The sequence below is a fragment of the Flavobacterium sp. H122 genome (assembly GCF_004959765.1).
Lineage (GTDB): Bacteria > Bacteroidota > Bacteroidia > Flavobacteriales > Flavobacteriaceae > Flavobacterium.
Window position 1 is genome coordinate 112,745 of record NZ_SJZD01000003.1, and the last position, 23,539, is coordinate 136,283.

Here is a 23,539-nt window from a genome sequence, read left to right on the forward strand (position 1 = left end):
ATAGAAAATAGACTTTATCTTTGTTTAGAATTTAGACACAGTCTTTGATTTATGTTCCATTCTCTATACTCTTTGAAAAATGAAATTATCCAAAAAAGACAAACTATACAACTGGCATCCTTACACACAACATAAAACGGCAGCTGAATTTCCTGCCATTGTTAAAGGGAAAGACGCACTTTTGTGGGATGAAAACGGAAAAGAATATATCGATGCTATTGCTTCATGGTGGGTGAATCCTTTTGGGCATTCCAATGAAGTTATTGCAAACGCTATATATAAACAGTTAACAACATTGGAGCATGTTCTTTTTGGTGGTTTTACACATAATAAAGCGGTAGAATTATCAGAAAAAGTATTGTCAATTTTACCTGCTAACCAAAAAAAAGTTTTTTATTCTGATAACGGATCCACTGCGGTTGAAATTGCCATCAAAGCAGCATTGCAGTTTTTTTATAATAAAGAAGAGAAAAGAACAAAAATAATAGCTTTTGAAGATGCTTTTCATGGCGATACTTTCGGGGCTATGGCGGCCAGCGGTATTTCATTTTTCACCGAAGCTTTTCAGGGATCGTTGCTTGAGGTTATACGGATTCCGGTTCCAACCGAAGACAATGAAGAAGAAGTTTTAAGCAAATTGGAGAGTCTGCTTCAGTCCGGGCAGTTTGCAGCCTTTATTTTTGAGCCATTGGTACTTGGTGCCGCAGGAATGGTAATGTATAATGCTTCAGCACTGGATAAATTAATAGCAATTTGTAAAAAAAACCATGTTTTTGCCATTGCAGACGAAGTAATGACGGGTTTTGGTAAAACCGGAAAAAACTTTGCCTGTGATTATCTGACACAACAGCCGGATATGATGTGCCTTTCAAAAGCTTTGACCGGGGGAACAATCCCTATGGCAATTACTACGTTTACTCAGGAAATTTTTGACGGATTTTATAGTGATGACGTCAATAAAGCTTTGTTTCACGGCCATACTTTTACTGCAAATCCCACAGGTTGCGCAGCAGCTCTGGCAAGTATTGAATTGCTGGAGTCAGATAAAATTCAGCAAAATATAACACAGGTTCACCAACAGCATTTAGTGTTTCAGGAAAAAATAAAAGCACATCCTAAAGTAAAAACAACCCGCGTTTCAGGGGTAATTTTTGCTTTGGAAGTCAAAACCGATAGTCAGGAAAGCTACTACGGAAACCTTCGCAACAAACTATATAATTTCTTTATTGAAAAAGGAATCATTTTACGTCCGGTTGGTAACATTATCTATATTTTGCCTCCGTATATTATTTCTAATGCTCAATTGCAAAAAGTCTATCAAACCATAGAAGAAGCTCTAGAAATAGTATAAAACATAGCGTACTTTGCAAAAACTTTGCGACCTTTGCGGTTAAATAAACTTTGCATTTGAAACAAAAAATTGCCATTACCTCTTTAAGTTCTATATCAGCATTAGGAAGCGATCCTGCTGAAATATGGAAAAACTATTTACTGGGTAAAGCTTTTATCACACAAAAAGAATTTAATGGCAGGATGCAGCCTGTAGCTCCGGTCTCAGAGAGTATCAGAAAGGAATTAAATGAATTGCGTCATTCCGATTTAAAATACAAAGCACTTGATGAAACTGTCTTAATGGCTGTTTTAGCATCCAGAGAAGCAGTTAATAATGCAGGCTGGAAAACCGGAGAAAACTTTGGAATTAACATAGGCTCGTCACGGGGTGCCACACAATTATTTGAGAACCATCACAAGCAGTTCATACAGACAGGTAAAACAGCGACTTTAACATCACCAACCACTACGTTAGGCAATATTTCCTCATGGGTGGCACACGATTTAAAAAGTAAAGGTTTGGCTATTTCACATTCCATAACCTGCTCCACGGCGTTGCATGCGGTTTTAAACGCAGTGGCCTGGCTGCAGTCGGGAATGGCAGCTAAATTTCTGGTTGGAGCGAGTGAAGCTCCTTTAACAGATTTTACTTTAGCTCAAATGGATGCTCTTAAAATTTACAGCAAAGAGCAGGATGAATTTCCCTGCCGTGCTTTGGATTTGGAAAAGAAGAAAAACACCATGATTTTAGGTGAAGCAGCATCGGCAGCGTGTTTGGAAATTGGAAAGCATGATAATGTTTTGGCTTATATCGAAGGGGTTGGTTATGCAACCGACAATCTGGAGCACAATATCTCAATTTCTGAAGAAGCCAAATGTTTTCAGGAATCCATGAAAATGGCTTTGCAGCATACTCCTATTGAAGAAGTTGATGCTGTTGTAATGCATGCCCCCGGAACTATTAAAGGTGATTTGTCAGAATACAAAGCCATACAAAAAGTATTTAACATTTCGACAGACTCAATGCAAAACCAATTACCGATGCTGACAACCAATAAATGGAAATTAGGACATACTTTTGGGACATCCGGAATGCTGAGTCTTGAATTGGCAATAATGATGATGAAGCACGATACATTTATTCCTGTGCCATTTGTGCCTAATCAAACTCCTGAAAGATCAATTAAAAAAGTATTGGTTAACGCCGTAGGTTTCGGAGGAAATGCAGTGAGTATATTGTTGAGTAAGTAAAGATTAAAGAGTCTTTTAGAAAGGTTCGTAAATTACCGCAGGATTTCAATTGTGCTGTTACCGGATAGATAATTTTGTCTACTGTCTACTGTCTACTGTCTACTGCTTCTAATTCTTCCAGTTTCTCAAAAATCAAATTACTCTCGTAGCCTTTTCGGAGTAAGAAATCACAAAATTTCCGTTTCTTTTTTTGAATGTTCGTTTCTTTGATTGATTCCCATTCTTTTTCTGCCAGAGAATTAAAAGTGTTCAAATAGGCTTCGGAAGAAATTTCTTTTAAGGCAGTATCGATATTGTATCTCGAAATTTTTCTAAACTTGAGTTCGTTGACCAAACGGATTTTTCCCCATTTTTTTATGTTGTGCTTGCCCCGTACAAAGGAACAGGCAAAACGTTCCTCATTGAGGTAATTGTTTTCAATTAAATACGCCATGTATTCATCAATTTCATCATAAGGTAATTTTAATGACTTAAGTTTGGAAATTACTTCCTCATGACACCGTTCCTGATAAGCACAATAGTGCTCGATTTTATTTTTAATATCTGATTTCAGCATGGTAATTATAAGTATTCAAAGGTATAAAATAGTCTCCAAATGATTATTGTAAGAAAAACATGTAAAAATTTAACATTTAAAGTCAATAAATACCGATTAGATGTAAAATTTAACGATAAAATTAAGATTAAAAAATTGCTTTTGTTTATAATTTTTTTATTTTTGGTCGCTTTATTCGATTTTTAAATGTTTGATTTTCAGTAAAGCAACAACTCAAATTTGTTTACTTATGAGAATTAAACTACTTATTTTTTCTTTATTGTTTTCTATTGTTGGTTGGGGGCAATTAACTGAAAGTTTTGAAATAGGTTTACCTACAGCTTATACAACAACTACATCCTATACATTAAATTCAGGTGTATGGTCAGGACAGTCTAATGGAGTGATTAGGGGAACTATTGGGGTTCAGTCTGGCACATATTCTTGTCAATTAAGAAGCCAGACAGGAGCACAAATTACAACTCCAAGTTTAAATAGTGTAGGAACAGTAACGTTTTATGCTTCATCTAGTACAACTTCTGGATCAGTACAGGTTAACTATTCAATTGATGGGGGAGCTACTTGGACTCCTGCCACTGGTTCGCCATTTTCTTTAACTACAGGTACACCTGTTCAAAAAACAGCAACAATTAACAGTTCGAATTCTAATATACTTGTGCAATTTTACAGGACTGGCGCAACAGTTTATTTGGACGATATAAATATAAATAATTTTATACCTTCTTCAAATATAAATGTATCCACAACTTCTCTTACAGGCTTCACGTATGCAGTGGGTTCAGGTCCTTCCACAGAGCAGAGTTTTGATGTAAGCGGTTCAAATTTGACTGATAATCTTGTTTTGACTGCGCCCGGAGATTATGAAATTTCAACAGCTTCCGGAACAGGTTTTGGGAGTTCGGTGAGTCTTGTGCCTTCTTCAGGAACTGTAGCATCAACTCCTATATATGTCAGGCTGAAGGCCGGACTTGTATTAGGGAATTATAATTCTCAAAATATTGTTTGTACTTCTACTGGTGCAACTGATCAAAACGTTAGTTGTAATGGCAGCGTGACCAATCCTTCTACTGTTTTTTCAAAAGGTGATTTTGCAGTAATTGGGTTAAATTCAAATATATCATGTTATTCAGGAGCTTATACCGCAGGTGATGATGAAATAAGCTTTATAACGTTTAAAGATATTCAAAACGGAGATTCTTTTTATATAACTGATAATGGCTATGAAAGATCTGGTTTAGGCACATGGGGAGATGGAGAAGGTGTTTATACTTTAACAAGAACTGGTGGAACTATTGTCGCGGGAACAGTAATAACAATAAGACTAAAATCTGCTGCTCCAAATGTGGAATTTGTTTCTCCGGATTCAAATTGGGCGTATAGCAAACCTTCTGGGTTTACAGGTAATATTGTAATGAATTCAGGAGGAGATCAGGTTTTCTTTATGCAGGGAGGAAACTGGAATAACCCCGGAGGAGCAAATGATGCAACATATACACCCGGAAATTATTTGTATGCATTTAATACCGCTTCAGCATGGGAGTCACTGGGGAATAGTACACAAAAATCAGGATTGCCAATAGAATTGAGATGTTTTAGTCTGGCACCGGGTTCAGCAACAGATTTTTTAGAGTATACCGGTCCAGTAACTCCGGCAGACAAGCTTGATTGGATTGCCAGATTGAATAATTCTACATATTGGACAAGCAGGGCAGACTGTGCTGGTTATTTAAGGATGCATGTTGGACAGGTTTATTCCGTTACAACTGTAGGAACTTATGTAAACGGTGTCTGGACAGGTGCCAAAAATACAGATTGGTTTGATTGTTCAAACTGGCAGACACTGAAAGTGCCTGACAATACAATTGATGTCAATTTAAATTCTGCCTATGCGGTTAGAGATGCTGTAGTTGATGTAACTTCAGTTAATGCATCATTGTATAACAGTACAGCGAAAACAAAAAATTTAACTATTTCATCAAGGAAAGTGCAGTTGGAAGCAAATGGCAATAATAAATTAGAAGTTTATGGAGATTTATTGATTGATGGAACTGGAGCATTGGATATGGATGATAGTACAACCGCTTCAGACGGTCAGTTGTATCTTTATGGAAACTGGACAAATAACTTAGGGAATACTGCCTTTTCAGAAGGAAACGGAACAGTTTATTTTACAGGTTCTGTGCCTCAAATAATAAATAATGTAACACCTGAGGGTACAGAAACCTTTTACAATGTTGTTTTAAATAATGATTTTACAACAAATGTGTCTAATGACTTGATTGCAAATGGTGATTTGACTATAAATACTTCAAAAAGCCTGACAATAGCATCAAATGATTATGTTCAGGTGGGATTGAATGTAGTAAATAACGGGAATGTTTCTGTTCAGGACGATGCTTCATTAATACAGGTTGATGATTCCGGAACATATTCAGGTTCCGGAACAAATTCATTGACCAGAACTGCTGTGAATTTAAAATCATTTGATTATGTCTATTGGTCGTCGCCGCAAAACAACAGTCCGTTTACAACTATTCCCAACAGCAGATATTATGAATGGATTGCTGATTACAAAAATCCGGATGGTTATGGATACGGAAATTGGTTTAGACCTTTAGGGGCCACTATGACAAACGGTAAAGGATATATTTTCAGAGTGCCTGATGGAAATCCTACTCAAACTGTGAACTTTTCAGGAAATCAGTTCAATACAGGTGTAATAACGTCACAAATCAAAAAGGGACCATATACCGATGTTCCTTATGCCGGAACCAACGGAATTATTACCAATGCGGATGATAATATGAATTTAGTAGGGAATCCTTATCCTTCAGCTATTGATGCTTTGGAATTTGCAGCTGATAATAGTGCTGTTTTAGAAAATGCAGAAGTATCATTGTGGAGGCATTTAACTGCGATAAGCTCTTCGGTTTCAAGTCCGTATTATCAAAGTTTTGCTTACAATTATTCAGCAAATGATTATGTTACATATACAGCATCAGGTTCAGTGCCTGGAGGTGCTTTCGATGGAAAAATTGCATCAGGACAGGCGTTTTTTGTAAAAATGAAAGATGATGTTGCTGTTTCAGCTTCTGCCAATGCAGTTTTTAATAATTCTCAAAGAAGCAGAACTCACAACAATAGTCAGTTTTTTAGAACATCAAATGCTAAAACTGCCACTCAACTGGAAAAACATAGAATCTGGCTGGATCTGGTAAATCCCAATAATATGGCAACAAGTCAGATGGTTGGTTATATAGAAGGCGCAACAAATTCTGATGATTTTTTGTATGAAGCCAAAACCAGTTTGATGTCCGGTTTTCAGTTCTATTCTTCGATTGATAATAAATTTTTCAAAATACAAGGAAGACAATTGCCTTTTGATGAGAATGATGTGGTGCCTCTTGGTGTAATCGTTCCGGCTGATGGTAAATATAAAATAGCAATCAATTCAACAGACGGTCTTTTTAAAGATGCAAACAGAAAGATTTATGTTGAGGACAAAGCAACAGGGGATATACATGATTTAACAACGGCTCCTTACCAGTTCAATATTGCGAAAGGAAATTATACCGGCAGATTTGTATTGCGGTTCACAAACCAAAGGCTGTCTAATCAAGAAAATACCTTAAATGAAAATGCGGTTACAGTTTATGTAAAAAATAATCTTGTTGGAATCAAGTCGGATAATGAAATTATCAAATCCTATGAAGTATATAATGTTCTGGGTCAGTTGCTGAAAAAGAAATCAAATGTTAATGTTTTGGAATCAGATGTTTTAGATTTGGCTAAAAACAATCAGGCATTAATTGTCAGGATTGAATTGGAAAACGGAAGTTCAATAAATAAAAAGATAATTTTCTAAAAACAGTAAATCCCTCAAAAGAGGGATTTTTTATATCAATTGACCTGCATAATCTTCTATAATTTCATCAAAAACCTGAAGTAATGCATTATGTTCGTCTAAAGTGACCAATTTGTTCCGGTGTTCTTTAAAATGAGGAATTCCTTTGAAATAATTGGTATAATGACGGCGCATTTCTACAATTCCTACACGTTCGCCTTTCCATTCCATTGACCAGATTAAATGGTTGCGGGCAGCTTCCACCCGGTCAGCGATAGTTGGTGATGCTAAATGCTCCCCGGTTTTGAAAAAATGCTTGATTTCATCAAAAATCCAAGGGTAACCTATGGCAGCTCTACCTATCATTATTCCATCTAATCCATAAGTGTTTTTGTATTCCAATGCTTTTTCAGGTGAGTCAATATCGCCGTTTCCAAAGATTGGTATTTTAATTCTGGGATTGTTTTTTACACGGGCAATATGTGACCAGTCCGAATGTCCTTTGTACATCTGCGCACGGGTACGTCCATGAACTGTCAGAGCCTGGATGCCCACATCCTGTAATCTTTCGGCAACTTCATCTATATTTATCGAAGATTCATCCCAGCCTAAACGTGTTTTAACGGTTACAGGTAAATTAGTGCTTTTTACCACAGCTTTTGTAAGACGGACCATTAAATCAATATCTTTCAAAACACCGGCGCCGGCACCTTTGCAGACAACCTTTTTTACCGGACACCCAAAATTGATATCCACTAAATCAGGTTGAACCGTTTCCACAATTCTGGCACTCATAGCCATAGCTTCCTCGTCACCGCCAAATATCTGAATGCCTACCGGGCGCTCATAATCAAAAATATCAAGCTTTTGACGGCTTTTGATGGCATCACGGATTAATCCTTCGCTGGAAATAAATTCCGAGTACATTAAATCGGCACCATGCAGTTTGCATAAACGACGGAAAGGAGGGTCGCTTACATCTTCCATGGGAGCTAATAACAGCGGGAAATCCGGTAATTCTATGTTGCCTATTTTAACCATTTCTTCTACAATTTATCCACTTCATTATGTGTAAAAACAAAAAAAGCTGTAATAATTTACAGCTTTAGTTTCGTGCAAAGATATTAATATTCTACATTTTAGCAGCGATATCTTTGCTATATTTTTTTAGAGTAGCTCTGGCCATGCCTAAATTTACTTTCGAGGAATCTACAGCAAGATAAACGAAATAGTCACCATTTTCTGATAAATCAATAATATGCAATTGGTTTGAAAGCGTGATTAAAATGTCATCAAGTTTTGAGGACAATCCCAGTGCTTTAATGGCATTTAATTTTGCTTTTACAACTTCAAGATTGTAAGCAGATGCTAGTTCGGGATCAAATTTTGGATCTACTGAAAGGGATGCAAACGACATTCCTGTTTTAACTTCTGTTACTGAAACTCCTATGAAGCCTGCAAGATTATCTTTCAGATCTGATGTAAACGTTGTTAAAAATTCTGACATAATTTAAAGTTTTAGAGTTAATATAGTTTGTTATGGTTATGAAATTGCCTGCAGTTTTAAATGAATAAGTCCTAACTTGCTTGGGTTTTTGGTTATAAGTGCCAAATATTCATCCTTCTCTAATTTTCTAACAAAAAAAAGTCCTTTTTCGGCCTGAAGAATTAATTCTTGAGAATTGCCAAGCTTTAAATCCTCAATTAATTCTTTGCACATGGTAAGTAAAATTCCTCCCATAGCTGCTATATTTCCATCAAAATTTAAATAAAGTGATTTTATTAAATTACCATCTCCATTGAAAATAAGGGCAGAATCTACTCCTGTTTCATTAATAAGAGCATCAAGGTCAAGTTTTTTCATAGAAATTATATTATTAGTTTTTAGCTAATGTAGGTTTTTTTTTACAAAAAATTGTTGTTGTTATTGATTTTTTTATATCTTTAATTGCAGTTAAAATTTATTTTTATTTCCTCAAAATAAATAAGTTATGAAAAAAGAAATTAACGTAGAAAAATTAAAAAAGAGACTTCAAAGCAACTTGCTTGAATTTAGAAAATACCGTTTTGCTAAGGGTAAAAAGTATAAAAAAGCAACTATTTTCTCTAAAATATTCAATTAGTATAGCTTATTGTAATTTGTTCATTAATTGCTTCACATAATTTTATACTTTTGTAGCAAAATTTAATAGTTAAGGTATTTGGATTTTTTAATTAAGAATCTGAATTTTACCTTCGAATAAGGCTTTGAACGGCTTTGCATATTGAGTATAGGATGAAGAAGATAAGAAATTTTTGCATTATTGCACACATTGACCACGGTAAGAGTACTTTGGCGGATCGTTTATTGGGTGCAACCCAAACTGTAACAGCCCGTGAGGAAAAAGCACAATTGCTGGACAATATGGATCTGGAGCGTGAACGTGGGATTACCATCAAGAGTCATGCTATCCAGATGGAATACAACTACAAAGGAGAAGACTATATTCTAAACCTTATCGACACTCCGGGACACGTAGATTTTTCATATGAGGTATCCCGTTCCATTGCAGCATGTGAAGGAGCGTTGCTTATAGTGGATGCAGCGCAGAGTATTCAGGCGCAAACAATTTCGAACTTATACCTTGCATTGGAAAATGACTTGGAAATTATTCCTGTATTAAACAAAGTAGATTTGCCTAGTGCCAATCCGGAAGAAGTTAGTGATGATATTATTGACCTTTTAGGATGTAAACTAGAAGACATCATCCATGCGTCAGGAAAAACAGGTTTTGGTGTTGAAAATATTTTGGCCGCTATTATTGAAAAAATCCCGGCACCAAAAGGTAATCCGGAAGAACCATTACAAGCCTTGATTTTTGACTCGGTATACAATCCTTTCAGAGGAATTGAAGTTATCTTCCGAGTGAAAAACGGGGAAATCAAAAAAGGCCAGAAAATCAAATTCATGGCTACAGGCAATGAATATTTTGCGGATGAAATTGGTACATTGAAACTAAATCAGGTTCCTAAAGATAAAGTATCAACAGGTGACGTAGGTTATTTGATTTCGGGTATCAAAGAAGCTAAAGAAGTAAAAGTGGGTGATACCATCACAGATGCTAAAACACCTACTACAAATATGATTCATGGTTTTGAGGATGTAAAACCAATGGTATTTGCTGGTATCTATCCTGTTGATACTGAAGATTACGAAGAACTTCGTACTTCGATGGAAAAATTGCAGCTGAACGATGCTTCATTAGTGTTTGCGCCGGAAAGTTCTGCAGCTTTAGGATTTGGTTTCCGTTGTGGATTCTTAGGGATGTTACACATGGAAATCATTCAGGAACGTTTAGAACGTGAGTTCAACATGACAGTAATTACTACTGTTCCCAACGTATCTTATTTAGCTTATACAAAAAAAGAACCTGAAGTTCCTTTTGTAGTCAACAACCCTTCTGACTTGCCAGAACCTTCAAAATTAGATAGAGTAGAGGAGCCGTTTATCAAGGCAACAATCATCACTAAAGCGGATTTTGTTGGAAATGTAATGAGTCTGTGTATTGAAAAACGCGGGCAAATTACAAATCAAACGTATCTGACAACTGAGCGTGTTGAGTTAAACTTTGACATGCCATTGGCAGAAATTGTTTTTGACTTCTACGATAGATTAAAAACTGTTTCAAAGGGCTATGCGTCGTTTGATTATCACCCTATTGGGATGCGTACATCTAAACTAGTACGTCTTGATGTGTTATTGAATGCACAAAATGTAGATGCGCTTTCAGCGTTGATTCACGAAGATAATGCGTACCATATTGGTAAAAAAATGTGTGAGAAATTACGCGAATTAATCCCACGTCAACAGTTTGATATACCTATTCAGGCTGCTGTAGGGGCTAAAGTTATTGCGCGTGAAACTATTAAAGCATTGCGTAAAGACGTAACGGCAAAATGTTACGGTGGAGATATTTCCCGTAAACGTAAATTGTTGGAAAAACAAAAAGCTGGTAAAAAGCGTATGCGTCAGGTAGGTAATGTTGAAATTCCGCAATCAGCATTTATGGCGGTTTTGAAACTGAATGATTAAATCATAAATAGATAAAAATGTTATATGTAGACCCAACAACGTAAGTTGTTGGGTTTTTTTCTTTTTTCTTGAGAGGTATATTATTTTCGAAGTAAATAAAATCTGTTTATCATGAAAAAAATTGTCCTCTTGTTTCTGCTTATTTTGAGCTCAAAAAGTGGTTTTGGCCAACATATAGCTTATGATACTATTCGATACGCGAAAGAATATTATGAACAGCGTGTCAAACTTTTTAATTCTGAACCTGTTGTCAAAGGCAGAACTATATTTCTTGGTGACAGTATCACTGAATTTGGTAATTGGCCACAATTAACTAATGACAGCACTGCTGTAAACAGAGGAATTGCCGGTGATAATACTTTTGGGGTTCTGGAACGGTTAGAAGATGTTATTAAAAGGGAACCTAAAAAACTATTTGTTTTGATTGGGATAAATGATATTTCTCAAAATATACCTATTGATGTTGTTATCGAAAATATTCATCGGATTATAGGGAAAATGCAGGATTATTCTCCTACTACCGAAATTTATTTAGAGAGTGTTTTGCCTACCAACGACGTGGTGAAAAACTTTTATCCGGATGCTTACGGTAAAAATGATATTGTTGATCAATTTAATGAAAGACTTAAAGAACAGGCAAGGAAACATCACATAACTTACATAGATATTCATTCGGTATTTGAAAATAAAAAAGGTCAGTTAACAGTTAAATATTCTGATAAAGATGGATTACATCTTAATGATTTAGGGTATACAACATGGATTGACTTTTTAAAATCGATGAATTGCTTATAAACATGGTTGATAATTTTAAAAGTTGAATTGAGAAATACCCAATAGTGAAAGTTGTTGGGTATTTTGTTATCTAGTTATTTAAACCAAAACAAGTATCTTTGAGAGAAAAGTTGTATTCCTGATCATGGATGATTCTCTTAACAAATTTGACCGAATAATCGCTATTTTAATCCAATTGCAGTCTAAAAAGATTGTACGTGCTCAGGATTTGGCAGATCGTTTTAATGTGAGTCTTAGAACCATCTACAGAGATGTGCGCACGCTGGAAGCTTCGGGTGTACCCATTTATAGTGAAGCCGGCATTGGTTATTCGTTAATGGATGGTTACCGACTTCCGCCCATCATGTTTACCAGAGAAGAAGCCAGTAGTTTTATTGCGGCCGAAAAACTGATGCAGAAGTTTACAGATACCGCTTTGGATAAAAATTATAAGTCGGCGATGTACAAGCTTAAAGCCGTATTAAAAAACAGCGACAAAGACTGGGTGGATGCCATCGAATCAAAAGTCATCATGCAGTCCAATCAAAAACTGTTTAACGAAAATGCCCCGAATGCATTGGCTTTATTTTTTGAAAGCATCGCAGAACGGAAGCAGATTTTGCTTTCCTATCAAACCTTCGACACCGAAGAAATCAACGAAAGAAGGATAGAACCCGTAGGTGTTTTTCATGAAAATAATTTTTGGTATGTTTTGGGTTATTGTCATTTAAGAAATGATTACCGCCAGTTTAGAACGGACCGTATTCAACAAATCCAAAAAACCGACATTGATTTTATAATGGAGCATAAATCACTTGAAGAATTGCTTCATAAAGAAACTCCTTTATCAACGCTGACTAAAGTGCGGATTTTAGTGGATACTAAAATTGCCCGTTATTTAACCTGGGAACGTAAACAATATGGTTTTGTTTCTGAAAAGAAAGTTGGAAACCAAAAGGAAATGACTTTTATGTGTTATGATATCAGGGAAAGTTTTCCGCGGTGGTTTCTGATGTTTGCGGATTATTCTGAAATTATAGAACCCAAAGAATTAAAAACGAGAGTTCTTGAATTATTGGAAGATAGTATTGCAAAATTGCTTAAAAAGTAAGAGGCTGTCCTAAAAGTCCGCAATCTTGTCATTTCGACCAAAGGGAGACTCGAGGGCTCTGCCTGAATAGGCGAAGCAAATCCCATAATATTGATTATGAGACTCCTCCTTGCGTCGGAGTGACAAACGGTGCGTTGATTTTTTACTTTTTGAACAGCCTCGTTATAAATTACATTATACTTCTCTCTCCCAAAAAAAAGGCGGTGTTATATTCAATGCTCTTAAATACACATACCCTTGTCCTCGGTGATGAATCTCGTTATCAATGAAATAAAAAATATTTTGGATGATGGGAAATTCATACTGTCCGAAAAGATTGAAATTCTCACTGAAATCCTCCACCGATAATTGCTGCCATAACGCATCGATTTCTTTAGTGTCTTTGTCCCATTGTTCTAAATACTGCGCTTTAGTCGTAAAACCCTGTGTTGAACCTTCTGTAAAAGGCTGTACTTCCCTGTTCACGATACCTCGTAATGCCGGAGCCGCAATCGCCAAAAGCTCATCGGTCAACTTTGCAAACGTACGCATCCCGGCAATTGAAAATTCGAAGAAATCTTTTTCCGGAAACATCTCGATTACGCGTCTTGTCAATGCTCTGTGTCCTTGCCAGTGTTTTAATAAATCTTCTGAGCTGATTACTTGTAAAACTGTTTCTGTGTTCATGATATTTGTGTTTTATTGATTACTGAAACAAAATTAAGAGGGGCAAGTGACAACAGTTTGTCAGTAGGAATTTAGAATTTTAAAAAATTTTACGCCTGAAAAAACTTTGTACCTTTGTCGTTCAGAAAATTGATGAACATGATTGAAGATAAAACTCCGCAAAGAACCAGCATTGCACAATTGGGTGAATTTGGTTTAATAGAACACTTGACAAAGCATTTTGAAATAAAAAACGAATCAACCATTAAAGGAATTGGTGACGATGCTGCTATTTTAGATTTTGCAGCTAAAAAAGCAGTTGTTTCTACTGATTTATTGGTTGAAGGAGTACATTTTGATTTGGCTTACATGCCATTGAAACATTTAGGCTATAAAGCAGTAGTTGTAAATCTGTCTGATATTTATGCAATGAATGCCAAGGCTACTCAAATTACAGTTTCAATTGCGGTGTCAAACCGTTTTCCTTTAGAGGCTTTAGAAGAATTGTATGCAGGGATTACACTTGCGGCAAAGCAATACAATGTTGATGTAATAGGTGGTGATACTACTTCTTCTCAAAAAGGATTGATAATTTCCATCACTGCATTAGGTGAAGTAGAGGGAGACAATGTTGTCTATAGAAACGGAGCTAAAGAGAATGATTTATTAGTGGTTTCCGGTGATTTAGGTGCCGCCTATATGGGACTACAGGTGTTGGAGCGTGAAAAGCAGGTTTTTCAGGTGAATCCTAATAACCAACCCGATTTGGATGATTATACGTATTTGATCGAGCGTCAGTTAAAGCCCGAAGCCCGTAAAGATATTCCCGAAATTTTAAAAGCTCTGGATGTGAAACCAACAGCAATGATTGATATTTCTGATGGACTTTCGTCTGAAATTATGCATTTGTGCAAGCAATCCAACGTTGGTTGTAATGTGTTTGAAGAGAAACTTCCATTGGATCCTCAGTTTATCAACGTTTGTGAAGAATTTAATATCGATTCGACTACAATTGCTTTAAATGGAGGCGAAGATTATGAATTGTTGTTTACTATCAAAATGGAAGATTTCGATAAAATCAAAGGAAATCCAAATTTCACAGTAATTGGTCACATGACGCAGCAAAGCGAGGGAATTCATTTGGTATCTCGTGCAAATACAAAAATTGAATTAAAGGCCAGAGGCTGGAATGCTTTACAAGAAGAATAAAAAAAGGTGCTTTTTAAAGCACCTTTTTTGTATTAATATCCTAATTTAGTTCGAACTCTTTTTAATACCCCATCTGCAATAGCTGAGGCTTTTTTAGCTCCTTCTAACAATAATCCTTCTAATTCCTCAAGATTATTCATGTAGTAGTTGTAGCGCTCTCTTTCGGTTGCAAATTTTTCGATGATTAATTCAAATAAAGCTTGTTTAGCATGACCATAGCCAAAATCACGGTTTACGTTTTTGTATTTTTCCGTCATATCTGCTATTTGCGCTTCAGAAGCCAATAACTTATAGATTTTAAATATATTACAAGTATCTGGGTTTTTAGGTTCTTCAAGTGGAGTACTATCTGTTTGAATACCCATAATTTGTTTGCGTAATGGCTTATCTTCTAAAAAGATATTAATCAGGTTGTTTCTTGACTTGCTCATTTTTTCTCCATCCGTTCCTGGTACTAATTTAGTATCTTCACTAGTTAAAGCTTCAGGTAACACAAACGTCTCTCCCATTTGATGATTAAAACGACCAGCAACATCACGTGTAAATTCAAGATGCTGTAATTGATCTTTACCTACAGGGACTACTTCAGCATCATATAATAAAATGTCAGCAGCCATCAACATTGGATAAGTAAACAAACCTGCATTGACATCTTGTAATCTATCCGCTTTATCTTTAAATGAATGTGCAAGTTCTAGTCTCGAAAAAGGGAAGAAACAGCTTAAATACCACGACAACTCTGTTGTTTGTGGCACATCGCTTTGACGATAAAAAATTACTTTTGAAGGATCTAAGCCACAGGCAAGCCATACTGCTGCAGTACTTGTCGTATTCCCACGTAATGTTTCCCCATTTTTGATTTGGGTAATCGAATGTAAATCAGCAATGAAAAGAAATGATTCATTAGCAGGATTTTCGGCCATTTTTATTGCTGGTAAAATAGCACCCAATAAGTTTCCTAAATGCGGGGTACCTGTACTTTGAATTCCGGTAAGTATTTTTGCCATTGTAAATTTTAGTCTAATTTTAGCAAAGTTAATTCTTTTATGATATTTTTAAAGTGAATCCGTATTTTTGACCTTATGAAAATTTTTAAAATAGTTTTTTGGTGTATTTGGCGTTTGTGGTTTTACATACTGGTGATTGTGCCAATATTAATTTTAGCGCCTTTTTTAATATTATCATTATCGAAGGATTCTTGGTATCCTTATTTTTTTAAAATGGCTCGCTTTTGGGCTAAATTTATTCTTTACGGAATGGGTTTTCATTATAAAGTGAAAACGGAACAGAAAATAGTACCTAATCATAGTTATATGTTTATTGCAAACCACACTTCAATGGCCGATGTGATGTTGATGTTGGCTGTAGTGAAGAATCCTTTTGTTTTTGTTGGGAAAAAAGAATTGGTTAAAATACCTGTTTTTGGTTTCTTTTATAAAAGATGTGCCATTTTAGTAGATAGAGATAGTGTGAAGAGTAGAAGTGGTGTTTATCAGCGTGCTAAGCATAGAATTGATCAAGGTTTAAGTATTTGTATTTTTCCTGAAGGGAAAGTGCCCGACGATGAAAGCATAATTTTAGATGATTTTAAAGCGGGAGCATTCAATATTGCAATTGACCATAAACTGACTATTGTACCCATGACTTTTTATGATAACAAAGAATTGTTCTCTTATACTTTTTTTAGTGGCAGGCCAGGGATCATGAGAGTCAGGATACATCCATTTGTAACTACTGATGATTCAAAACATGAGGATAAAAAAGTCTTAAAAGAAAAAGCTCGTAACATTATATTGAACGAGCTTTCTAATGATGCCGCTTATGTGAAATATTCTAGTAGTCGTTAAGGGATAACGGGGATTTCTGTTTCTTCGAAAATATTTTGTCCGTTAGTATCTTTTCCTTTCCATATTTTGAATATATAACTGTTTTCGACAGTTGGTTTAAAATATAAAACAGCAGTCAGAGGATTGGTTGTTGGAGGCCTGCAATTATTTTGTTCAAAAACAATTGTGCCTATAGCAATAGTTCTTACATTAGCTTCCCTGCGATAGTAAAACCCGTCAAAAGCATAGCAGGTTGTAGGTCTTGAGTATTTGAACGGGATTTCATAAATACTATCTCTTTTAAATTCATCAGGAAGCTCAACAGAATCTACCGGTAAGAGTTCATAATGAAAATCGACACCATCATCAATAGTGCAGCTTATGAAGCCAAAAAATAGTACGGCAATGCATAATACATATTTCATAATCAGTTGATTTGGATTTGCAGTACTAAAGTTATAAAAAAAGTCCCAAAAGGGACTTAATTAAACTTCTTTATCTTTTATCATCTGCTTGATTTTTACTTCAAGTTCGTCGGCCAATTCAGGATTGTCTTTAATCAATCCTTTTACAGCATCGCGTCCTTGTCCTAATTTAGTATCGCCGTAGCTGAACCAAGAGCCTGCTTTTTTAATGATTTCGAACTCAACGGCAAGATCAAGAATCTCACCGGTTTTTGATACTCCTTCACCGTACATGATGTCAAATTCGGCAGTTTTGAAAGGAGGAGCTACTTTATTTTTAACGATTTTTACTTTAGTACGGTTACCCAATACATTTTCGCCATCTTTAATTTGTGAAGAACGACGGATGTCCAAACGCACCGAAGCATAGAATTTCAAGGCGTTACCACCTGTAGTCGTTTCAGGGTTACCAAACATTACCCCGATTTTATCACGAAGCTGGTTGATGAAAAATACCGTACAATTTGTTTTGCTGATAGTAGCGGTTAGCTTACGTAACGCCTGTGACATCAAACGGGCGTGCAATCCCATTTTAGAGTCACCCATGTCTCCTTCAATTTCACTCTTAGGTGTCAATGCCGCAACCGAGTCAATAACAACAATATCCACAGCGCCTGAACGGATTAAGCTTTCAGCAATTTCCAAAGCCTGCTCCCCGTTGTCCGGTTGGGAAATGATTAAATTGTCGATATCCACACCTAGCTTTTCAGCGTAAAAACGGTCAAATGCATGCTCAGCATCCACAAAAGCAGCGATACCTCCGGCTTTCTGAGCTTCCGCAATAGCGTGTAATGTCAATGTTGTTTTACCCGAAGATTCAGGTCCGAAAATTTCGATGATTCTTCCTCTGGGATATCCGCCTACACCAAGTGCCAGGTCAACTCCTAATGAGCCTGATGAGATCACTTCCATTTCTTCAACGGCTTTGTCCCCCATTTTCATTACAGTACCTTTTCCGTAGGCTTTGTCTAATTTATCTAATGTAAGCTGTAATGCTTTTAATTTTGCTTCTTTTTCTGAACTCATTTCAAATTGAATTTGCAGATTTATAATTATAATTGGTTGCTTATCGCTTGCGCCAATGCTTTAAATTCCTCGTCGCTTAGTTTTACTTTGCTGGTAAAACGCGCATCGTCCATCATGTTCAGCGGAATTAAATGTACGTGAGCATGCGGTACTTCAAGTCCGATAACAGTCATGCCGACTCTTTTGCAGGGAACTGCTTTTTCTAAAGCGACGGCAATTTTTTTTGAAAAAGCCATTAAGCCAAGATATAAGTCGTCTTCAATATCAAAAATCTTATCGATTTCTTTTTTCGGGATGCAAAGGGTGTGTCCTTTTGCATTTGGGTTGACATCTAAAAAAGCTAAAAAATTGTCGTCTTCAGCAATTTTGTAGCACGGAATTTCTCCGTTTACGATTTTTGTGAATATTGAAGCCATGATAATTTAGTCTCTGGTTATTTCTAATACTTCAAATTTTAAAATTCCGTTTGGAACCTGAATTTCGGCGATTTCACCAACGGATTTTCCTAATAACCCTTTTCCGATAGGAGAGGTTACTGAAATCTTATTCTTTTTTAAATCGGCTTCACTTTCTGCAACCAACTGATAGGTCAGTTCCATACTGTTTGCCTGATTTTTGATTTTTACATACGACAATACTAAGGCTTTAGATAAGTCTAATTGCGACTCGTCTATGATTCTTGCATTGGAATATAATTCTTCCATTTTTGCAATTTTCATCTCAAGTAAACCCTGAGCTTCTTTTGCAGCATCGTATTCGGCGTTTTCAGATAAGTCCCCTTTATCTCTCGCTTCAGCAATAGCTTCAGAAGCTTTTGGACGTTCAACAGATTTTAAATATTCAAGTTCTTCTTTTAGTTTTTTTAATCCTTCCGCGGTGTAGTAAGATACTGTACTCATAGCTTCATTATATTACATAAATAGAAAAAATCCCTTAAAGCGGGATTCCTCTCTACAAAGATATTAATTTTATTCAGTTTGTAATTTAATTGACGATTCAACGTTTTACAAATGTAATTAAATTAAATTTGTTGCAAAATAAAAACGATTTAGAATGAAGAAATATTTTCCTTTTCTGGTTTTCATTTTTTTATTTGGATGCAATAATGACAGTTTCAATAACAGCAATCCTTATTTAGCAAATGTCAGCTTTTCTATAGATATCAATACAACCCTGCCTGCTTATACTGCGTTGCAGTATCCCGGTAATCCGGTGCTTATTGCCAATGCGGGTGCAGGAGTACAGGGAATTATTGTTATGAAAACAGGAGGTGGCAATAGTTATGTTGCCTGGGAAGCGAGTTGCCCAAATCAATATCCTACTTCCTGTTCAAGACTAAACATAAACGGAATCTATGCAAACTGTTCGTGTGATGCTTTTTCCTATAGTCTTTATACCGGAGACGGCGGACAGCAGTATCCTTTAAAGCAGTATAGGGTAGAGACTAATGGAGGTGTCGTTAGGGTGTATAATTAAAAAATGAAAGAGGCAGTTTTAAGAAAAACTGCCTCTTTCATTTTTTAATTTTATCTTTTCAAACTAAAATGTCCTTTCAGGTTTCTTCCATCCTCTAGTTGTATGGTATACCAGTAATCGTTAGCCGGTAGTGGATTACCCAAATACGTGCCGTCCCATCCCTGGCTTAGCGGACTAAGCTCTTTGAGTAGTTTGCCGAACCTGTCAAAAATTAAAATTTTGGTATTGGTGTTTATTGCCATACTAATTCCCTGAATGTTCCAGTAATCATGGTAGCCATCACCGTTAGGGGTAAAAAAGGCAGGAATTCCTAGTACGCTCACCTCTTTTGAGCTAACCCCGCAACCGTTCAAGTCTTTTACATAAACAGTATATACCCCCGCAGGAATATTGCTGAAAACATTGGACTGTTGGAAGTCGGTATTATCTAGGCTATACACATAATCCCCATTACCGATAACCGTTACAACTATACTGTTATTGTTAGACAAATCAGAAACCTGAACATCAGTGATAGTGGCCAGATCAGATGCGGAAACATTCATTGTTCTGGTTCTTGAACAACCGTATGCATTGGTTACTTCAACGGTATATAAACCTTCCAGTGTAATATTCAAGGAATAATTGGTTTCATTGGTTAAAAGTGTTCCGTCTTTTTTCCAAACATAGGTATAATCAGTTGTAGGAGAATTGTCTAATAGACCAGCATCTAAAGTTTTGGTGATAGTTTGTGCATTACACACAATTTCGTTGCCTGAAAGATTTATTTTTGGGACAGGATGCACTACAAATGGAATCGAAATGCTAGCCATACAATTAGTGTTGGTTGGATTAATCACTTCCACTCGGATATTTTGTGTTCCTGTCATAAACGGATTAGGTAACGGGCTAGGCAACGGATTGTTGTTTTGATCGTAATAGTTGATCGTCAAACCTGTTTGATTGCCTAATATTGTATTGTGAAAAGTAGAGGTATCAAAAGCATATTTTCCGTCTTGGTTTACGGGATTGGCTTCGTCATCACAAATCGTAGTAAGAGAAGTGCTTATAGGAAACGCCTCAGGTAAATCATCCACAATGAATTTAATCGTAGTTTCATACTGGCAACCCGTAGCAGTATTGTTTCGCACCACGACACGTAGGGTTTGTGAGGGTGTTACAAACGGATTGGGTAGCGGACTAGGTAACGGGTTATTGTTTTGGTCAAAATAGCTTACCGAGACATTGGTTACCCCATTCAAAAGTTCGCTTTGAACCGTTCCTGTATTAAAAGCGTAGTTCCCATCCTGATCGTCATCACAATGTTGGTACACTTTAGGTTGAACAATAGGAATGCGTTCTACATTTAGCGTTATATGTTGTCCTAAACCCAAACAATCGTTGTTGATTTTACTATCCACGCGTATGTAGATATTTTGTGTATTAGGGTAGCCTATGTTACTATAATTGGCTGTATCTGCAATAGCATTTTGCTCTGCCAGAGCATCAGCAAGATTACGGTAATAGGTGATGTTTAATTGCTGGCCTACAGGAAAAATGTTTTGGATTTGGGCTGTCACACTGCTAAAGTTAAAACTAGCCACCCTATCGGTATTGCTTCCTGAAAGGCTATCATCGCAAACGGTAAAGCTACGGGTAAAGGTAGCGGGGATTTGCGTCGTGGAAACATTAAGATTTAATTGGGCAATTCTAAAACAACCGTTGGTATTGACTATTTTCACATACACCACATCATTACTTACGGTTTGATTGGTGTATGTCGTTGGATTAGGAATGGGATTGTTCCCGCTTTGTGCATCAGTAGCCAATTTGTAATACGTAAAGGTTTCGTTTTGGTAATTGGCTGATATTTTGCTGTTGGCCTCGGTCAAATTAAATACACTAAATCCGTCAATATTGTCGTCGCATTGTTTTAGAAACACTGAGTAGGTGATTACAGGTTTAGGGAAAATTGTAATTTCACGGGTATTGGTTCTTATTCCCGTAGGAGTTGAAACAGTAGCCGTAACGGTATAAGTATTAGGTGTAAGGTAGGTGTGATTTCCATTAATAGCATTTTGTACAGGTGAGCCATCACCAAAATCCCAAGTAACTGCTGTAATATTTTGAATGCCGCTAATGGTGAATGTTGTATTGTCATTCTCGCAACTGGTATCCCATTGAATAACCGGAGTGTAGAACAATGAGGAAGTAAAAAAAGGTAACCCCATTTCGCAACGTTTATCATTAAGGTCAAGCATATTCGTTTGTACAGTGCAGCCTATTCCTAATGTGTTGGGGTTATTGATTACACCCAGTTTTCTTTTAAAGAATTGAGCAATATAGATTTTATTATCAGGGCCTAGCTGTAGTGCACATGGTTGGATGTTAGGTGTGGTTATATCAAATGCACTTGAAGCAATATTAGGTGCATTAAGGTCATATTGGATGATTTTAAACAAGCCGGCAATTGAAATATATAATATATTGTTGTCAGGAGAAAATTCCGTACCATAAGACATTTCATTATCAGTGCCAAAATAAAGAATTTTTGGATTTGTTACTTGTCCTGAGGAACTGTCAAAATCAAACAGTTCCGTATTTAGTAAACTACATACGGCTAACTTACTGCCGTCAGGTGAAATTTTCATGTATCCCCATACATTGTCTGTAGAACCAGAGACTACAGTTCCTGTATTAGAAAGTGTTGGGCTGTTGCTTAAGCCTGATGAACTTAATAAATGACTGTAAAATGTGTTATTTCCAAAACCATGTGTTACTACCCAATAATCAACATTGTTAGCATGCTTTACAATTGCTATTTTTTCATTTGAAGGAGCATAAATTAAAATGTTTTTCTCGTTTGTCACATCACCTAGACTTCCGTTGAGGTTCATGTCAACTACCGAATACCGAAAACCATTAGGATGTACTTCATAATCCAAAGTAAAAATATAAAATAAATTGGGAGAACCAGGCTTAGGAACTATTGCAGTTTGCGTAGTTGACCAGTGTCCCGCTAAATCGTTACCATTAGACATGATTTGGTGATTCTTGTTCCATACTTTTACTCCGTCAGTATAAAATAACAAATTACCATTGCTGTCAGCTAAAGTAGCACAAGCTTCACTGGCAATCATTTGACTATCAGTGAGAGTGGTAATACTATTATCAGCATTAAACTTTATTCCTGCATTGCTCCCAAAATACCAAACACTCGCTTCTTTTTGAGAGTAAGCGAGTGTGGTGAAAAATAAAAAAAATATAATTTTTTTTAAAAACATTATTTAACAAATTTTATAGGAATTTTGTTTTTTGATTTTATTGTTCCATCAAAAATTTCATAACCATTTGCTTTAATTGTTTCAAGCTCTGTACGACTTAAATATTTTTGTGACTTACTATTATTATAACTAGTCATACATAACTCAATTTCATATTTTTTATTAGAGTTAAGTTCAACGATGGATTTAGGCTCCTCAATCATACATCCAAATGGTAAAACTACAAACCATTCGAAATATAAAGTCTCTTTAGGATGTATAATAAAATTTTGCCCTTTGCTATAATATCTGAAATCATAATCTAATAATTCAAATCTTAATTCTTCTTCATTTAGAAATCTTGAAGGTATCGATTTGTTGATTTTTACAATTTCATTTTTATCATCAAAAATATTAATATAAGACTTGTCTAACTTAATACTATTTTGATTAATAAGTTCTTTTTGAAAAGATTTAATATTGAAGAAATAAGTTTTATTGCTATTATTTGTTAATTTATAGGTTATTATTGTTTTAGCTTTTTTAAATCTTTTAGATATTAAAGAGTCTTCATTCATAAAATCGCTGTATTTCTCAGCTTTAATATCTAAAGAGTTAATTTCTTTTGATAATATTTCAAGTTTTAAATCTTGTCCGTTTGAACAACTTGAGAACAAAATAACTAAAAGGATGTAGTTTAAAAATTTCATA

The 23,539-nt window shown here is 35.8% G+C and carries 22 protein-coding genes; 10 read left to right on the forward strand and 12 right to left on the reverse strand.

The features are described 5' to 3' along the window. Positions 1 to 79 precede the first annotated feature (79 nt). Complete coding sequence (gene bioA, locus EZM65_RS05930; RefSeq protein WP_136667637.1) at positions 80 to 1,351, forward strand: adenosylmethionine--8-amino-7-oxononanoate transaminase; 1,272 nt, start codon at positions 80 to 82, stop codon at positions 1,349 to 1,351. A gap of 56 nt (positions 1,352 to 1,407) precedes the next feature. After that, on the forward strand, positions 1,408 to 2,583 hold the full coding sequence (locus tag EZM65_RS05935) for a beta-ketoacyl synthase N-terminal-like domain-containing protein (protein ID WP_136667638.1): 1,176 nt from the start codon (positions 1,408 to 1,410) through the stop codon (positions 2,581 to 2,583). 85 nt (positions 2,584 to 2,668) lie between these two features. Here the strand turns inward: EZM65_RS05935 and EZM65_RS05940 are convergent, their stop codons facing one another. Next, a complete protein-coding gene (locus tag EZM65_RS05940; RefSeq protein WP_136667639.1) occupies positions 2,669 to 3,139 on the reverse strand; it encodes a regulatory protein RecX in 471 nt (156 codons plus the stop codon). A gap of 229 nt (positions 3,140 to 3,368) precedes the next feature. Here EZM65_RS05940 and EZM65_RS05945 point away from each other — a divergent pair, with 229 nt between their 5' ends. Continuing rightward, positions 3,369 to 7,004 (forward strand): T9SS sorting signal type C domain-containing protein, encoded by a 3,636-nt coding sequence (locus tag EZM65_RS05945; protein WP_136667640.1) that lies wholly within the window; start codon positions 3,369 to 3,371, stop codon positions 7,002 to 7,004. 30 nt (positions 7,005 to 7,034) lie between these two features. Here the strand turns inward: EZM65_RS05945 and dusB are convergent, their stop codons facing one another. The 3 genes from dusB to EZM65_RS05960 all read right to left on the reverse strand — a co-directional run bounded on the left by dusB (position 7,035) and on the right by EZM65_RS05960 (position 8,847). After that, complete coding sequence (dusB, locus tag EZM65_RS05950; protein WP_136667641.1) at positions 7,035 to 8,024, reverse strand: tRNA dihydrouridine synthase DusB; 990 nt, start codon at positions 8,022 to 8,024, stop codon at positions 7,035 to 7,037. 91 nt (positions 8,025 to 8,115) lie between these two features. Further along, positions 8,116 to 8,490 (reverse strand): hypothetical protein, encoded by a 375-nt coding sequence (locus EZM65_RS05955; RefSeq protein ID WP_136667642.1) that lies wholly within the window; start codon positions 8,488 to 8,490, stop codon positions 8,116 to 8,118. A gap of 36 nt (positions 8,491 to 8,526) precedes the next feature. Continuing rightward, positions 8,527 to 8,847 (reverse strand): roadblock/LC7 domain-containing protein, encoded by a 321-nt coding sequence (locus EZM65_RS05960; protein WP_136667643.1) that lies wholly within the window; start codon positions 8,845 to 8,847, stop codon positions 8,527 to 8,529. 127 nt (positions 8,848 to 8,974) lie between these two features. Between EZM65_RS05960 and EZM65_RS15795 the strand changes: the two genes are divergently transcribed. The 4 genes from EZM65_RS15795 to EZM65_RS05975 all read left to right on the forward strand — a co-directional run bounded on the left by EZM65_RS15795 (position 8,975) and on the right by EZM65_RS05975 (position 12,940). Beyond that, positions 8,975 to 9,106: a hypothetical protein gene (locus EZM65_RS15795; protein WP_256371335.1), complete on the forward strand. Its 132-nt coding sequence runs from the start codon at positions 8,975 to 8,977 to the stop codon at positions 9,104 to 9,106. A gap of 152 nt (positions 9,107 to 9,258) precedes the next feature. Next, complete coding sequence (gene lepA, locus EZM65_RS05965; RefSeq protein WP_136667644.1) at positions 9,259 to 11,055, forward strand: translation elongation factor 4; 1,797 nt, start codon at positions 9,259 to 9,261, stop codon at positions 11,053 to 11,055. 111 nt (positions 11,056 to 11,166) lie between these two features. Continuing rightward, positions 11,167 to 11,850 carry a GDSL-type esterase/lipase family protein gene (locus tag EZM65_RS05970; protein WP_136667645.1) on the forward strand — a complete coding sequence of 228 codons (684 nt, stop codon included), beginning with the start codon at positions 11,167 to 11,169 and terminating at the stop codon, positions 11,848 to 11,850. A 124-nt stretch (positions 11,851 to 11,974) separates the two neighbouring features. Continuing rightward, a complete protein-coding gene (locus EZM65_RS05975; protein ID WP_211196197.1) occupies positions 11,975 to 12,940 on the forward strand; it encodes a YafY family protein in 966 nt (321 codons plus the stop codon). A gap of 174 nt (positions 12,941 to 13,114) precedes the next feature. Here EZM65_RS05975 and EZM65_RS05980 read toward each other — a convergent pair whose 3' ends face one another. Beyond that, positions 13,115 to 13,606, reverse strand: a complete 492-nt coding sequence (locus EZM65_RS05980) for a DinB family protein (protein ID WP_136667647.1) — start codon at positions 13,604 to 13,606, stop codon at positions 13,115 to 13,117. Between the two features lie 138 nt (positions 13,607 to 13,744). Between EZM65_RS05980 and thiL the strand changes: the two genes are divergently transcribed. Continuing rightward, a complete protein-coding gene (gene thiL, locus EZM65_RS05985; protein WP_136667648.1) occupies positions 13,745 to 14,794 on the forward strand; it encodes a thiamine-phosphate kinase in 1,050 nt (349 codons plus the stop codon). A 32-nt stretch (positions 14,795 to 14,826) separates the two neighbouring features. Here the strand turns inward: thiL and trpS are convergent, their stop codons facing one another. Continuing rightward, complete coding sequence (gene trpS / locus EZM65_RS05990; RefSeq protein WP_136667649.1) at positions 14,827 to 15,801, reverse strand: tryptophan--tRNA ligase; 975 nt, start codon at positions 15,799 to 15,801, stop codon at positions 14,827 to 14,829. A gap of 75 nt (positions 15,802 to 15,876) precedes the next feature. On the opposite strand from trpS, the gene EZM65_RS05995 reads away from it, so the two are divergent. Further along, entirely contained in the window at positions 15,877 to 16,641 is a 765-nt protein-coding gene (locus EZM65_RS05995; protein WP_136667650.1) for a 1-acyl-sn-glycerol-3-phosphate acyltransferase, read from the forward strand. On the opposite strand, the gene EZM65_RS06000 is transcribed toward EZM65_RS05995, so the two are convergent. The 4 genes from EZM65_RS06000 to greA are packed head-to-tail and all read right to left on the reverse strand — an operon-like array spanning position 16,638 to position 19,009. Continuing rightward, positions 16,638 to 17,045 (reverse strand): hypothetical protein, encoded by a 408-nt coding sequence (locus EZM65_RS06000; protein ID WP_136667651.1) that lies wholly within the window; start codon positions 17,043 to 17,045, stop codon positions 16,638 to 16,640. The two genes, EZM65_RS05995 and EZM65_RS06000, sit on opposite strands and share 4 nt — an antisense overlap. A gap of 60 nt (positions 17,046 to 17,105) precedes the next feature. Next, positions 17,106 to 18,110, reverse strand: coding sequence for a recombinase RecA (gene recA / locus EZM65_RS06005; RefSeq protein WP_136667652.1), 1,005 nt, complete (start codon positions 18,108 to 18,110; stop codon positions 17,106 to 17,108). A 26-nt stretch (positions 18,111 to 18,136) separates the two neighbouring features. Then, positions 18,137 to 18,526 (reverse strand): HIT family protein, encoded by a 390-nt coding sequence (locus EZM65_RS06010; protein WP_136667653.1) that lies wholly within the window; start codon positions 18,524 to 18,526, stop codon positions 18,137 to 18,139. 6 nt (positions 18,527 to 18,532) lie between these two features. Continuing rightward, complete coding sequence (gene greA / locus EZM65_RS06015) at positions 18,533 to 19,009, reverse strand: transcription elongation factor GreA (RefSeq protein ID WP_136667654.1); 477 nt, start codon at positions 19,007 to 19,009, stop codon at positions 18,533 to 18,535. A 154-nt stretch (positions 19,010 to 19,163) separates the two neighbouring features. On the opposite strand from greA, the gene EZM65_RS06020 reads away from it, so the two are divergent. After that, positions 19,164 to 19,586: a hypothetical protein gene (locus EZM65_RS06020; RefSeq protein ID WP_136667655.1), complete on the forward strand. Its 423-nt coding sequence runs from the start codon at positions 19,164 to 19,166 to the stop codon at positions 19,584 to 19,586. Positions 19,587 to 19,636: 50 nt separating this feature from the next. Here the strand turns inward: EZM65_RS06020 and EZM65_RS06025 are convergent, their stop codons facing one another. After that, on the reverse strand, positions 19,637 to 22,849 hold the full coding sequence (locus EZM65_RS06025) for a T9SS type B sorting domain-containing protein (protein WP_136667656.1): 3,213 nt from the start codon (positions 22,847 to 22,849) through the stop codon (positions 19,637 to 19,639). Beyond that, positions 22,849 to 23,538, reverse strand: coding sequence for a hypothetical protein (locus EZM65_RS06030; RefSeq protein ID WP_136667657.1), 690 nt, complete (start codon positions 23,536 to 23,538; stop codon positions 22,849 to 22,851). Before EZM65_RS06030 ends, EZM65_RS06025 begins: the two co-directional genes overlap by 1 nt. Between the last annotated feature and the right edge of the window lies 1 nt (position 23,539).

Coding starts and splice junctions, on each gene's coding strand:
- EZM65_RS06025 (WP_136667656.1), bottom strand. CDS start 22,849: ATGTTTTTAAAAAAAATTATATTTTTTTTATTTTTCACCACACTCGCT.
- recA (WP_136667652.1), bottom strand. CDS start 18,110: ATGAGTTCAGAAAAAGAAGCAAAATTAAAAGCATTACAGCTTACATTA.
- thiL (WP_136667648.1), top strand. CDS start 13,745: ATGATTGAAGATAAAACTCCGCAAAGAACCAGCATTGCACAATTGGGT.
- EZM65_RS06010 (WP_136667653.1), bottom strand. CDS start 18,526: ATGGCTTCAATATTCACAAAAATCGTAAACGGAGAAATTCCGTGCTAC.
- EZM65_RS05940 (WP_136667639.1), bottom strand. CDS start 3,139: ATGCTGAAATCAGATATTAAAAATAAAATCGAGCACTATTGTGCTTAT.
- EZM65_RS05970 (WP_136667645.1), top strand. CDS start 11,167: ATGAAAAAAATTGTCCTCTTGTTTCTGCTTATTTTGAGCTCAAAAAGT.
- EZM65_RS06020 (WP_136667655.1), top strand. CDS start 19,164: ATGAAGAAATATTTTCCTTTTCTGGTTTTCATTTTTTTATTTGGATGC.
- EZM65_RS05955 (WP_136667642.1), bottom strand. CDS start 8,490: ATGTCAGAATTTTTAACAACGTTTACATCAGATCTGAAAGATAATCTT.
- trpS (WP_136667649.1), bottom strand. CDS start 15,801: ATGGCAAAAATACTTACCGGAATTCAAAGTACAGGTACCCCGCATTTA.
- lepA (WP_136667644.1), top strand. CDS start 9,259: ATGAAGAAGATAAGAAATTTTTGCATTATTGCACACATTGACCACGGT.
- greA (WP_136667654.1), bottom strand. CDS start 19,009: ATGAGTACAGTATCTTACTACACCGCGGAAGGATTAAAAAAACTAAAA.
- EZM65_RS05945 (WP_136667640.1), top strand. CDS start 3,369: ATGAGAATTAAACTACTTATTTTTTCTTTATTGTTTTCTATTGTTGGT.
- EZM65_RS05980 (WP_136667647.1), bottom strand. CDS start 13,606: ATGAACACAGAAACAGTTTTACAAGTAATCAGCTCAGAAGATTTATTA.
- EZM65_RS15795 (WP_256371335.1), top strand. CDS start 8,975: ATGAAAAAAGAAATTAACGTAGAAAAATTAAAAAAGAGACTTCAAAGC.
- EZM65_RS06000 (WP_136667651.1), bottom strand. CDS start 17,045: ATGAAATATGTATTATGCATTGCCGTACTATTTTTTGGCTTCATAAGC.
- EZM65_RS06030 (WP_136667657.1), bottom strand. CDS start 23,538: ATGAAATTTTTAAACTACATCCTTTTAGTTATTTTGTTCTCAAGTTGT.
- EZM65_RS05995 (WP_136667650.1), top strand. CDS start 15,877: ATGAAAATTTTTAAAATAGTTTTTTGGTGTATTTGGCGTTTGTGGTTT.
- dusB (WP_136667641.1), bottom strand. CDS start 8,024: ATGGTTAAAATAGGCAACATAGAATTACCGGATTTCCCGCTGTTATTA.
- EZM65_RS05975 (WP_211196197.1), top strand. CDS start 11,975: ATGGATGATTCTCTTAACAAATTTGACCGAATAATCGCTATTTTAATC.
- EZM65_RS05960 (WP_136667643.1), bottom strand. CDS start 8,847: ATGAAAAAACTTGACCTTGATGCTCTTATTAATGAAACAGGAGTAGAT.
- bioA (WP_136667637.1), top strand. CDS start 80: ATGAAATTATCCAAAAAAGACAAACTATACAACTGGCATCCTTACACA.